This is a genomic window from Massilia sp. CF038, assembly GCF_900129765.1.
GTDB lineage: Bacteria > Pseudomonadota > Gammaproteobacteria > Burkholderiales > Burkholderiaceae_D > Telluria_A.
The window spans coordinates 273,887-285,678 of sequence record NZ_FQWU01000002.1; the positions used below are offsets into that span (position 1 = coordinate 273,887).

Here is an 11,792-nt window from a genome sequence, read left to right on the forward strand (position 1 = left end):
ATCCATGCACAATGTAACGCACAACCGCCAGCGCCGCCGCGTGCTGCTTTCCGGCGCCGCTCTGGCCGGCGTCGCCCTGACCGGCTGCACCGGTGGTGACACCAAAGACCGCCAGCTGGTCTTTGCCAACCTGGCCGATGCCCTGGCCGAACTGCAGCGCCTGACCAATGCGGTTGCCTTCAATCCCGGCGCGACCTGGACCTGGTCAAAAACGCTGCTGCACTGCGCGCAGAGCATTGACTATTCCATGAGCGGCTATCCGGAGCACAAATCGGCCGTCTTCCAGCATACCGCGGGCGCTGCCGCGTTCAGCTATTTCAAGTCGCGGGGACGCATGTCGCATAATCTGCTGGAAGCCATTCCTGGAGGGGCCACGCTGGACGCCAACGCAGCGACTGCGCACGCGCTGGAAACGCTGCGCAACTCGATTGAGAATTTCAAGAAGTACACCGGCCAGCTCAAGCCGCACTTTGCATACGGCGCGCTTGACCGGGTGGAGTACGAAAAGGCGCATGCCATGCATATCGCCAATCACCTGTCCGTATTTGATCAGCCACCCCGCAAACCCTGACCAACATCGCCCTCGCGAAGGCGGGGGGCCATGCCACCTTACCGAATTCGGTGAAGTGGCATAGGCCCCCGCCTTCGCGAGGGCGATGCAGTGGCATTTAGCTTGTCGCACATTGCCAATCACATGTCCGTATTCGATCAGCCCGCCCGCAAACCCTAGCCTACATCGCCCTCGCGAAGGCGGGGGGCCATGCCACCTTACCGAATTCGGTGAAGTGGCATAGGCCCCCGCCTTCGCGAGGGCGATGTGGTGGCATTTAGCTTGTCGCACATTGCCAATCACATGTCCGTATTCGATCAGCCACCCCGCAAAAACCTGACCAACATCGCCCTCGCGGAGGCGGGGGCCTATACCACGTGTCCGAATTCGGCGAAGTGGCATAGGCCCCCGCCTTCGCGAGGGCGATGTGGTGGCATTTAGCTTGGCGCCCACTGCAGGCCATGCGGCAAAGCGGGCGGACCAAACACGAAGTGGAGCACGCGCCGCCTGCTGTTGCCACTGCCTTTCGATGACGCGTGCAGCAGCAAAGGGCGCAGCACCAGCACGTCGCCTGCCTTTGCCGTGCATGACACCTCGCCCCTCGCCTCGCGCGCGGCGATGGCGTCGGCACTTCCCATCAGTCCTCCAAGATGCGAACCCGGCACCACCCGCAGCGGCCCATCCTGCTCGGCGCAATCGTCCAGATGCACGCGCACGGCGACCATCTGCTCCAGCACCGTGCGCGGGGCTTGCACGAACAAGCCGCCCTCTTTCTCCGACCAGCCGCGCAGTTCCGGTGCCTCCACGCGCTCGGCCACCGGAATGCTTAAATCCTGGTGAATTGGCACCAGCCAGTTACGTCCGGCGGATTTTTCAAAATAATTGCACTGCACCGCCACGCTGGTGCCAAGCAGCTCTGCCAGCGCGGGATGCGCACCCAGGCTGGCCGCCAGCGTGGCGCACCAGGACTGCGCCAGCAGGCAGCGCGTGCCGCCCCTGGCCGGGTCGGACAGGCTGATTTCGGCTGCCGTCGCCGTGCATGCGGCCGGCGTTAGCACGGCCGGGAACAGTGCGAAGCCCTGCTCCGAAAAACTCATACCGACTCGGCCAGCTTGTCGATTGCCAGGACCGCGCTCAGGAATATCTCGCCATTGAGCCGGGCCGGCAAATCGCTCTGCTTGAGGCGGTCCATGACAGGCCCCTTGACCTCGGCCAGATGCAGACCGATACCGCGCTGATGCAGCGACGCGTTCAGTTCACCCAGGGCGAACAAGGCGGTCGTATCGATCTCGCTGACGGCCGTCATGACCAGCACCAGATGACGCGTGGCTGGATGCGCTGCCAGTTCTTCTTCGACTCGGGCGCTGACCGCTTCCACGTTGCCAAAGAACAGATTGGCGTCAATGCGCAGCATCAGCACGTCCGGAATGGTTTCAGCAGGATAGCGATTGATGTTACGAAAATGCTCGGAGCCGGCAATCCGGCCCAGTACCGCAATGTGCGGCCGGCTGGCGCGCCAGATCAGATTGGCCATCGACAGCATGACGCCGACGATGACGCCCGCTTCGATCCCCAGTACGATCACGCCTGCGCAGGTGGCCACCAGGGCCAGCGCATCGCTGCGGTCATAACGCCAGGCGGTGCGCAGCGTGTCCAGTTCCAGCATGCCGAGTACGGCCACGATGATGGTCGCCGCCATGGCAGGCAGTGGCAACAGGGCCAGCCAGCCGGTGGGCGCCACCAGCGCCACCGACAGCAGCAGCGCCGTGATGATGCTGGCCAGCGGCGTATTGGCCCCGGCCGAAAAATTGACCGCCGAACGGGACATGCTGCCGGTGACCGGAAAGCCGCCCGTCAGCGCGCTGCCCAGATTGGCCGCGCCCAGGCCAACCAGCTCGAAATTACTCTTGAGTTTTTCCTGGCGCTTGAGGGCCAGCGTCTGGGCCGACGACATGCTCATCAAAAAAATCACGAAAGCGATCAGCAAGGCTGGCTTGAGCAGGTCGCGCCAGTGCGCGCTGGAGGTGGCCAAGTTCAGGCCCGGCAGACCGGACGGCACCTCGCCGGTCAGCTGCACACCTGCCGCGCCCAGCCCCAGCACGACCACCAGCACGGTCGCGCCCAGCACCACCATCATTGGCCCCAGTCGCCCGCCCACATCGGCGGCGCCGGCGCGCAGACCAAGACGGCGCAGCAGCGCCGCCAGGTAGCGGCGCGCCAGCAGCAGCGTGACGATCGAACCAATGCCCATGGCGGCGCTGGGCCAATGCGGCGCGCTCAGGTCGCGGCTGCCCAGCAAGGGGCCAACCTGCCCCCATGCGATCAGCACTGCCGCGCCGATGGTAAAGCCGCTCATCACGGGACGGGAAAAGAAGTTGGCGAGAAAGCCCACGCGCAGCAAACCGCACAGCAGCAGCACCGCGCCCGAGATGAGCGCCAGCTGCGCCGCCAGCACAGCGTGCAGCCCGGTGCCGGCAGCGGCCAGGGGCGCCAGCGCGGCGCCTGTCATGAGCGATGTAATGGCCATCGGGCCGACCGACTGGGTCATGCTGGTGCCAAACAGCGCGTACAACAGCGGCGGCGCAATGCTGGCGTACAGGCCCACCACTGGCGGCAGGCCCGCCACTAGCGCGTACGCCATTCCCTGCGGGACCATCATCATGGCGACGACGATGCCGGCGCTGATATCGCCGGCAAGCAGGGGTCGACGGTAGTGCCTAAGCCAGTGCAGCATGGTGGAATGCGATTCGGGAAAAGCAGAAGCCTACCACGGGCACCACCTGCCCGGTCAACTCATCGCCAGCTCGACGCAGTTGCGCCCTGCCCGTTTGGCGCGTGCCAGCGCAGCATCAACGCGCACCATCAGCGCGTCCGGGGACTCCTGCTCCGAGAGCTGCCCCACGCCCAGGCTGATGGTGACCCGGTCGCAGCCCGGGACCTCGGTCTGCGCGATGTGCACACGCAGTTTTTCGGCCACCTTGAGCGCATCGATCGCGCTGGTGTGCGGCGCCACGATGCAGAATTCGTCGCCGGCCGAGCGAATCAGCATGTCGCTGTTGCGCAAAATCGCGCGCGCCGCATCGGCAACCGCACGAATCACAGCGTCACCCACCGGGTGGCCAAACTGGTCGTTGATGGCCTTGAAGCGGTCCAGGTCAAAGGCGATCAGTGCCACCGGCAGCTTGTAGCGCAGCGCGCGCCGCGCTTCCAGCTCGAGCAGGTATTCGCCCTGGCGACGGTTGAAGGCCCCTGTCATGGTATCGACGGTGGCCATGTGGGTCACACGGCCAAGCAGTTGTTCATTCTCGCGGCAGACTTCGGCCAGGCGCAGGCCAAAGCCGGCCAGCTGCGCCATGCCGGTGTAGGCCGCCATTTCGTCGCTGCTGAACTGGCGCGCGTGGTCAAACAACAGGCACAATGCGCCGCGCATGGCGCCCGTGCGGCTTGGCGGCAGTGGCAAGCCAAGCACCGCCCCAATGCCGTTGTCATTGAGCTCCATTGCCATTTCCGGTTCGCCCGCCTTGGCAGCAACGTCAAGCAGTGCCATTTCGCCGCTGCTGGCTGCCAGCAGGCCCGGAAATGCATTGCGCAAGGGAGAATGCATCAGTCGGTCGGACCGTTTCAGGATGCGCAGCAGGTTCAGGCCGCGCGTGGCATGCTGTGCTTCGAGCGCCAGGTCGCCCAGTTCGGGCATGTGAAACACGGCTGCGTGCACCACGCCCGGCAGGCTGCACAGGGCAGTGCAGACCCGCTCAGCCATGCGTTCGATGTCGTCGCTCTCGGCGATGGCCTGGCGCACACGGGTGGTGGCCGCGCTCAGTTCGCGCAACTGGCTGACCTGCGCCGCTTGGGTGGCCGCGCCGCCCAGCTGGGCACCGACGGCGGCGCGCAGGTCCTGGTCGAGCAAGGGCATGATGGCGTAACTGACCCTGCCATAGTCGGCCAGCTCAACGATCCAGCGCGCATGCTGGAACGGACACAGTATCAAGGTGCGCTGCACGCCCGACTGGCTGAGCAGACGGCGCAGATGGGGTACGTCGAAGTCCAGGTCGAAACGGTCCAGATCGACAATGAGCAGGTCGACCGGTTGCTGGCCCAGCAATTCACCTGCCTGCTCAACCCCGTCAGCGACAAACAGCTTGCCGAACTGGTCACCGCATAAGGCCTGAAAGTCGACACGGCGCTGGCCGACAGGGTTCAAAAACAGGCCGGTCATGGTGGCGGTGCTTGTTGCTGGCGACGACATGGATTCTCCTGGTTGTTTCCAAAATTCATTGCAATCCGGCTTAGTTTGCCATAAAGCCCACGCCGCACGCGTGCAATGCCAATTTTGTGTGTGCGCGCGCACAGTAAGCGCGGGCTTGCACGCGAATACTCGGCGTTTACAGAGGGAGGTGATCATGGCAACAGACAAGCAGTCCGGTGAAGGCAATCGTTCGATCGACAGCGTGGCCAACCAGCAGCGCGCCATCCAGAGCAGGCAGGACCAGAAGGACGCGGGGAACCAGCAAAAGGAGCAAAGCAAGGAGCCGGTGCAAGCTGGCCCGGCTGAGCAACCGGTGCCGCCGCTGGAGCAGCCACACCTGGTCAAGCCCGGCATCGAGGCGCAAATGCAGCTCAAGCCGCGCTTCATGGCCGAGCATTACAAAGGAAGTGGCAAGCTGCAGGGGCAAGTGGCCATTGTGACTGGCGGCGACTCCGGCATTGGCCGTGCCGTGGCAGTGCTGTACGCACGCGAAGGCGCCGATGTGGCGATTCTGTACCTGAACGAACACGAAGACGCCGCCGAAACCGCGCGCTGCGTCGAAGCCGAAGGCCAGCGCTGCCTGGCCATTGCCGGCGATGTGAAGGACATGACATTCTGCCAGGACGCGGTAGACCAGGTGGTGAGCCAGTTCGGCCGTCTGGATGTACTGGTCAACAATGCCGCCTTCCAGGAACACGCCATGTCGCTGATGGACCTGACCGAAGAGCGCTTCGACGAAACCATGCGCACCAATATCTATGGCTACTTCCATATGGCGAAGGCGGCCCTGCCCTATCTGAAGAAAGGCGCAGCGATCATCAACACCGGGTCCGTGACAGGCCTGCAAGGCTCGAGCCACTTGCTCGATTACTCGGCAACCAAGGGTGCCATTCATGCGTTCACCATGTCGCTGGCATCGAACCTGCTCCCGCAGGGCATTCGCGTCAACGCCATTGCGCCAGGCCCCGTGTGGACGCCATTGAACCCGGCCGACCAGCCGCCCGAAAAAATCGCCGTATTCGGGCAGGATACCGACATGCACCGTCCGGCCCAGCCGGAGGAACTGTCGCCAGCCTACGTGTTTTTGGCCTCGGGTATCTGCTCGAGCTACATCAGCGGCATCGTACTGCCGATTACTGGCAGCGTCGGCTAAGGAAAGGACCGGAATATGGCACGCAGTCTGTGGAAAGGCGCCATCAGCTTTGGGCTGGTGCACATTCCGGTCGAGATGTATCCGGCCGTGGGCGAGAAGTCGCTCGACCTGACCATGCTGGACCGGCGCGATTTTTCGCCGGTCGGCTTCAAACGCTACAACAAGGGCAACAACAAGGAAGTGACCTGGGACGACATCGTCAAGGGCTACGAGTACAGCGACGGTGAGTACGTGGTGCTCAGCGAGGAAGACCTGCGCCGCGCCAATCCCGAGGCAACGCAAACCATCGACATTCTCGCCTTTGTCGACGCCGAACAGGTGCCGCTGCTGTATTACGAACAGCCCTACTATCTGGCGCCCGGCAAGGGTGGTGACAAGGTGTACGCGCTGCTGCGCGAGACGCTGCGCAAGACCGGCAAGATCGGCATTGCCAACGTTGTCATCCGGGTCAAGCAGCATCTGGCCGCGCTGGTGTGCGTGGGCGATGTGATTGTCATGAATACGCTGCGCTACAGCGACGAGATTCGCGAAGCGGGCGACCTGAAAATCCCCTCCTCCAGCGCAAAAACGGCATCGATTTCGGACAAGGAACTCAAGATGGCGATGGCGCTCGTCGAAGGCATGAGCGAAGACTGGAAACCCGACCAGTACCACGACACCTATCGCGAAGACATCCTCGCGCTGGTGGAAAAAAAGGTGAAGGCCAAGCAGACCAAGACCATCACCATGCCGGGCAAGGAAAAGGCGCCCGAAAAATCGGGCAATGTCATCGACCTGGTCTCGCTGCTGCAGCAAAGCCTGGGCAAAAAACCGGCTGGCAAAACCAAGGCAGCCAACGACGAAGACGAAGAAGACGACGAGGCCGACGACAAGAAAGCCAAGCCTGCCGCCCGCCGCAAGGCGCCCGTCAAAGCGGCAGCCACCAAAGCCAAAGCGGCCGCACCGGCACGCAGAAAGTCCGCATAAGCGATGGAAGAGTTTTTCGCGCTGCTGGAGTGGCCGGCCATGGCAATCAGCCTTGCCGCCACGTGGTGGATGGGGTCGCGCAAGGCCGATAAACGGGTATTTGCATTCAGCTTGCTCATCGTTGGTAACTTGATGTGGATTGCCTGGGGCTGGGGTGACGGCGCATGGGCGCTCGTTGCGCTCAACGCTGGCCTGCTGGCTCTGAATGTGCGCGGGATTGTGAAGAATGAAGGGAAATCAGAAAAACTATCGGATTAATATATTTAATTGCCTTTACCTATAGCATTGCCACGCTTACACTGTTTCTCGTCGCAAACAAATCGAGGAGAACAGCATGAGCAATGACCAGCAACTCACCACCGCGGCCGGGATTCCAGTCGCAGACAACCAGAACTCGATCAGCGCCGGCCCGCGCGGCCCGCTTCTTCTGCAGGACTTCCACCTGATCGAAAAGCTCCAGCATTTCAACCGCGAGCGCATTCCGGAACGCGTGGTCCACGCCAAGGGCTCCGGCGCTTACGGCACCTTTACCGTCACCCACGACATCAGCCATTACACCAAGGCCAAGCTGTTCAACCAGGTGGGCAAGCAGGCAGAGATCTTCGTTCGATTTTCGACCGTGGGCGGTGAGCGCGGCAGCGCCGACACCGAACGCGATCCACGCGGCTTTGCGGTGCGCTTTTACACCGAGGAAGGCAACTGGGATGTGGTGGGCAACAACACCCCAATGTTCTTCATCAAGGACCCGATCAAGTTCCCCGACTTTGTCCATACCCAGAAGCGCTGCCCGCGCAGCAACCTGAAATCGGCGCACATGATGTTCGACTTCTGGAGCAAGGCCCCGGAGAGTCTGCACCAGGTGACGATGCTGTTTTCGGACCGCGGCACGCCCGACGGCTACCGCCACATGGACGGCTTTGGCAGCCACACCTACAGCTTGATCAATGCTGCCGGCGAGCGTGTGTACATTAAGTGGCACTTCAAAACGCGTCAGGGCATCAAGAACCTGAGCGCGGCGGAAGCGGGCCGCCTGGCCGGCGCCGACCCCGATTATGCGCAGCGCGATCTGTTTGGCGCCATTGAAAAAGGCGAGTTCCCAGCCTGGGACGTCAAGCTTCAGGTCGCGACCGAGCAGCAGCTGGCCGACTGGGAAGCGCGCACCGGCTGGAACCCGTTCGATCTGACCAAGGTCTGGCCGCATCGCGACTTCCCTTTGCAGCCCGTGGGCACGTTTGAATTGAACCGCAATCCGGACAACTACCATGCTGAAGTCGAGCAGGTTGCCTTCTCGCCGGCCAATGCTGTGCCGGGCATGGGCTACTCGCCGGACAAGATGCTGCAGGGCCGGCTGTTTGCCTACCACGACGCGCAGTTGTACCGCGTGGGTACGAACCACCAGCACTTGCCGGTGAATGCGCCACGCTGCCCGTTCCACAACCAGCAGCGCGATGGCGCGATGGCCATCCATAACGGCGGCGGCGCGCAGAACTATGCAACCGTGCAGGCTGGCGGGACCAATCCGCAGGGGATGGGGCATGGGGAACCGGCGCTGGCCTTGCATGGCGCTGCGGGACGCTACGATGGACGTGGGGTTGAGGATGACTTTACCCAGGCGGGTAATCTGTTCCGGTTGTTGACCGCGCAGGAGAAGCAGAATCTGTTTGATAATCTGGCCGGACCGTTAAGCCAGGTGGATGACGAGATCATTGCGCGGCAGCTGGGGCATTTTGACAAGGCGGATGCGGCGTATGGTGCGGGGGTGCGGGCGGCGTTGAAGGTGGTTGGACGGAACGTCGACTAGGCCTGCATGGGGGCTTGCCACGTTACCGAATTCGGGTACGTGGAATGGCCCCCAGCCTTCGCGAGGGGGATGGAGGGGTTATTTGGGGAGCTTTTTCATGGCGGCTGTCAGGGTGGTGGCGGCTTTGGCGTAGCCGGACCACGGTTCGTTGCCGCGATCGAGCCGGGTGTGGGCATTTTTGATGTTCCATTGGTCGCCCGCTTTCAGCGCATCCAGCTCGTCCCACGCCAGCGGGACTGATATGCCCAGCCCTGAGCGCACGCGGGCCGACCATGCACATGCCGTGGTCGCGCCCTGCCCGTTGCGCAGATAATCGATAAAGATTTTTCCGACGCGGTTTTTCGGTCCGCTCTTGAATGCGAACCGGTCTGGGAGCGCCGAAGACAAATGGCGCACGATCGCCTGCGAAAAATCCTTGACCGTATCCCAGTCCAACGTGCCCTTGATAGGCACCACCACATGCAGGCCCTTGCCGCCACTGGTCTTGAGGAAGGACGGCAGTCCCAGTTCATCGAGGAACGCATGCATCAGCTGCGCTGCTTCCTGCATGGTCTTCCACTCCACGCCCTCCCCTGGGTCAAGGTCGAACACGACCCGGTTCGGCGTTTCGTATGACCCACCCACGGCATTCTGGGTATGGAACTCGATCACATTCCACTGGGCCGCCGACAAAATGCCTTCTACACTGCCCACTTCCAGCATGGGCGGATGGTCGGGGTCGAGTGCCTGGTCCATCTGCTTCATGCCGGGCAGTTTGCCCACTTCGGCGTGCTTCTGGAAGAACAGTTCACCGCCAACGCCACCAGGCGCACGCACCAGCGAAACGGGGCGCCCCTTCAAATGCTCCATCATCAACTCGCCCACCAAGGCGTAGTAGCGCACCATATCGAGCTTGGTTGCGCCGCTTTGCGCATCGATCAGGCGCTCGCCATGGGTGATTTTAAGTGTGGCGGGCAGTTTGCCTTGCGGTGCTGCGGGGTCGGTTTGGGTGTGCACGTCTTCCTCCACCTGTTTGACTTTTTCGCGGCCGATATTTTTGGCTGGCTTGTCGGCCCGCAGTCCATGAAACACCGCATGCCGGATCGAGCCTGAACTAGTCCACTCGGCGAAGCTCACCTCTGCGATGAGCCGGGGCTTCACCCAGTGATGCTTGCGCCCTGCTACCGCCTTGGGTGGAAACGGGCTGTCGTCGGTTGCCAGGTCATCCAGCTTTTTCTTCAGGTCGCGCAAAGTGGCTTCATTAAAGCCGGTGCCCACGTTGCCGGCGTATTGCAGCACGCCCTGGTCGTCATGCGCGCCGAGGAGCAGCGAGCCGATCCCGGTGCGTGACCCTTGCGGATCGGTATAGCCGCCGATGACGAACTCCTGGCGCTGGCCGCATTTAAGCTTGATCCAGTCGGGCGAGCGTCGCTGCACGTAGCGTGAATCGCGGCGCTTGCCGATCACCCCTTCCAGGCCCAGCTTGCAGGCCGCGACGACCAGCTCGTCCGGATCGGTGCCGAACTCCTGGCTGAAGCGCAGCGTCTCATTGCCTACTTTGTCGAAGACGGATTTCAGCACAGCGCGCCGCTCCATCAGCGGCACCGCCCGCAAGTCCATGCCGCCGATGTAGGGCGCATCGAACACAAAATAGACGATATCGGCGGTATCGGAGCCGTCAAACGCCAGCTGCAAGAGGCCGAAATTGGGACGGCCATTCTCGTCGTGGACCACGATTTCGCCGTCATACCAGCCGTCGGGCAGGCCTGCCTGAACCAGCACCTTGTGCAGCTTTGGCAGCTTGTGCGACCAGTCGTGGCCATTGCGGGTGAACAGCTTGATGTCCTTGCCGTCGACACGCGTCAGCAGGCGGTAGCCGTCGAACTTGATCTCGAAGATCCAGTCCTCGGCCACGGACGGCGGTTTGTCAACCAGGGTGGCCAGCTCGGGGGTAAATATGTCGGGCAGCGCTGCTTCCACCGCCGCTTCCGGTATGCCTGACTGGCTGGCGGCCTTTTCTGCAGCAGGCTTGCCCTCATTCGGTTTGGCTGCTTGGGGCATGGGTAAAGACTTGACGCTGTCCGGCAGTTCGTCCACCACCGAGAAAGCATCGGCCGGGCGTGCCAGTTCGTCCTTTTCCTTGATCAGCAACCAGGGTTCCTGCTTTTCGCCCTTGCCCTTCATACGGATGAGGGCCCACTTGCCTTGCATCTTGTGACCATGCATCTCGAACTTGAGGTTGCCTTCCTGGTAGCCCTGATGCGGATCGCCCAGCGGCGCCCAAGTGCCCTTGTCCCAGATGATCACCTTGCCGGCGCCGTACTGCTTTTCCGGGATGGTGCCCTCAAAGTCGGAATACGAAATGGGGTGGTCTTCGACATGCACGGCCATGCGCTTGTCCTTCGGGTCATAACTCGGCCCCTTGGGCACGGCCCAGCTTTTCATGGTGCCATCAAGCTCCAGACGGAAGTCGTAATGCAGGCGGCTAGCCCAGTGCTTCTGGATGACGAAGGTCAGGACATCGGTACCGGCCCGGCCTCCTTCGGCCGGTTCGGAAGTCACCTTGAAATTACGTTTGGCTTTGTACGCCTTGAGCGGATCGGACATGGCATCGGCTGGCTAATGGGGAACGCCCAGTCTAGACGCACCGAATGGGTGCGACCGTTCGCCAGCTAACCGATGTTGGTTGTAAGCAGTTGTAAAGATGGTCAACGTGGCATGCGTGGATCACGTTTGTGTCAGTGCAACACAATAAAAACAAGCCTCGCCATATAACCCAAAGCAAAGGAAACACCATGAAAAAAGTAATCGCAACCCTGATCGCCGGTCTGTTTGCCACTTCCGTTTTCGCTGCTGCTGGCCAGGCAACGCCTGCTACTCCGGCTGCGCACCCTGCCGCTGCCGCACCTGCCGCTGCTGCAACCCCAGCGACGCCAGCTGTTGCTGCAACCCCAGCTGCCAAGGAAGAAAAGCCAGCACCAGTGAAGAAGAGCAAGCACAAAGCCAAAGCCAAGCCAGCTGCGGCCGAAGAAAAAGCACCAGCGATGCCAGCGACCAAGTAATCCCTGCATTGCAGCAAAAACCGGGTGACGACCCG

At 62.2% G+C, this 11,792-nt stretch carries 10 protein-coding genes; 6 read left to right on the forward strand and 4 right to left on the reverse strand.

Going from position 1 to position 11,792, the window contains the following annotated elements; translation table 11 throughout:
• Window positions 1–4 precede the first annotated feature (4 nt).
• Window positions 5–571: a DUF1569 domain-containing protein gene (locus BUC24_RS11335; RefSeq protein WP_073215781.1), complete on the forward strand. Its 567-nt coding sequence runs from the start codon at window positions 5–7 to the stop codon at window positions 569–571.
• A 416-nt stretch (window positions 572–987) separates the two neighbouring features.
• On the opposite strand, the gene BUC24_RS11340 is transcribed toward BUC24_RS11335, so the two are convergent.
• The 3 genes from BUC24_RS11340 to BUC24_RS11350 are packed head-to-tail and all read right to left on the reverse strand — an operon-like array spanning window position 988 to window position 4,796.
• A complete protein-coding gene (locus tag BUC24_RS11340) occupies window positions 988–1,647 on the reverse strand; it encodes a phytanoyl-CoA dioxygenase family protein (RefSeq protein ID WP_073215784.1) in 660 nt (219 codons plus the stop codon).
• Window positions 1,644–3,284: a SulP family inorganic anion transporter gene (locus tag BUC24_RS11345; RefSeq protein ID WP_073215786.1), complete on the reverse strand. Its 1,641-nt coding sequence runs from the start codon at window positions 3,282–3,284 to the stop codon at window positions 1,644–1,646. Before BUC24_RS11345 ends, BUC24_RS11340 begins: the two co-directional genes overlap by 4 nt.
• A gap of 54 nt (window positions 3,285–3,338) precedes the next feature.
• Window positions 3,339–4,796 (reverse strand): GGDEF domain-containing protein, encoded by a 1,458-nt coding sequence (locus tag BUC24_RS11350; protein ID WP_073215789.1) that lies wholly within the window; start codon window positions 4,794–4,796, stop codon window positions 3,339–3,341.
• Between the two features lie 154 nt (window positions 4,797–4,950).
• Between BUC24_RS11350 and BUC24_RS11355 the strand changes: the two genes are divergently transcribed.
• The 4 genes from BUC24_RS11355 to BUC24_RS11370 all read left to right on the forward strand — a co-directional run bounded on the left by BUC24_RS11355 (window position 4,951) and on the right by BUC24_RS11370 (window position 8,716).
• Window positions 4,951–5,949 carry an SDR family oxidoreductase gene (locus BUC24_RS11355; protein ID WP_073215790.1) on the forward strand — a complete coding sequence of 333 codons (999 nt, stop codon included), beginning with the start codon at window positions 4,951–4,953 and terminating at the stop codon, window positions 5,947–5,949.
• A 15-nt stretch (window positions 5,950–5,964) separates the two neighbouring features.
• The gene (locus BUC24_RS11360) at window positions 5,965–6,915 is read left to right on the forward strand and encodes a non-homologous end joining protein Ku (protein WP_073215793.1); all 951 of its coding nucleotides are present in this window, start codon (window positions 5,965–5,967) and stop codon (window positions 6,913–6,915) included.
• A gap of 3 nt (window positions 6,916–6,918) precedes the next feature.
• Window positions 6,919–7,173: a hypothetical protein gene (locus BUC24_RS11365; protein WP_073215797.1), complete on the forward strand. Its 255-nt coding sequence runs from the start codon at window positions 6,919–6,921 to the stop codon at window positions 7,171–7,173.
• Window positions 7,174–7,249: 76 nt separating this feature from the next.
• Window positions 7,250–8,716: a catalase gene (locus BUC24_RS11370; RefSeq protein WP_073215800.1), complete on the forward strand. Its 1,467-nt coding sequence runs from the start codon at window positions 7,250–7,252 to the stop codon at window positions 8,714–8,716.
• 78 nt (window positions 8,717–8,794) lie between these two features.
• Here BUC24_RS11370 and ligD read toward each other — a convergent pair whose 3' ends face one another.
• Window positions 8,795–11,302, reverse strand: coding sequence for a DNA ligase D (gene ligD / locus BUC24_RS11375; RefSeq protein WP_073215803.1), 2,508 nt, complete (start codon window positions 11,300–11,302; stop codon window positions 8,795–8,797).
• 188 nt (window positions 11,303–11,490) lie between these two features.
• On the opposite strand from ligD, the gene BUC24_RS11380 reads away from it, so the two are divergent.
• Entirely contained in the window at window positions 11,491–11,757 is a 267-nt protein-coding gene (locus BUC24_RS11380; protein ID WP_073215806.1) for a hypothetical protein, read from the forward strand.
• Window positions 11,758–11,792 lie beyond the last annotated feature (35 nt).

What these genes read in the sequence shown, in the direction of transcription:
- BUC24_RS11335 (WP_073215781.1), top strand. Translation starts at nt 5, where the DNA reads ATGCACAATGTAACGCACAACCGCCAGCGCCGCCGCGTGCTGCTTTCC.
- BUC24_RS11360 (WP_073215793.1), top strand. Translation starts at nt 5,965, where the DNA reads ATGGCACGCAGTCTGTGGAAAGGCGCCATCAGCTTTGGGCTGGTGCAC.
- BUC24_RS11365 (WP_073215797.1), top strand. Translation starts at nt 6,919, where the DNA reads ATGGAAGAGTTTTTCGCGCTGCTGGAGTGGCCGGCCATGGCAATCAGC.
- BUC24_RS11355 (WP_073215790.1), top strand. Translation starts at nt 4,951, where the DNA reads ATGGCAACAGACAAGCAGTCCGGTGAAGGCAATCGTTCGATCGACAGC.
- ligD (WP_073215803.1), bottom strand. Translation starts at nt 11,302, where the DNA reads ATGTCCGATCCGCTCAAGGCGTACAAAGCCAAACGTAATTTCAAGGTG.
- BUC24_RS11380 (WP_073215806.1), top strand. Translation starts at nt 11,491, where the DNA reads ATGAAAAAAGTAATCGCAACCCTGATCGCCGGTCTGTTTGCCACTTCC.
- BUC24_RS11345 (WP_073215786.1), bottom strand. Translation starts at nt 3,284, where the DNA reads ATGCTGCACTGGCTTAGGCACTACCGTCGACCCCTGCTTGCCGGCGAT.
- BUC24_RS11350 (WP_073215789.1), bottom strand. Translation starts at nt 4,796, where the DNA reads ATGTCGTCGCCAGCAACAAGCACCGCCACCATGACCGGCCTGTTTTTG.
- BUC24_RS11340 (WP_073215784.1), bottom strand. Translation starts at nt 1,647, where the DNA reads ATGAGTTTTTCGGAGCAGGGCTTCGCACTGTTCCCGGCCGTGCTAACG.
- BUC24_RS11370 (WP_073215800.1), top strand. Translation starts at nt 7,250, where the DNA reads ATGAGCAATGACCAGCAACTCACCACCGCGGCCGGGATTCCAGTCGCA.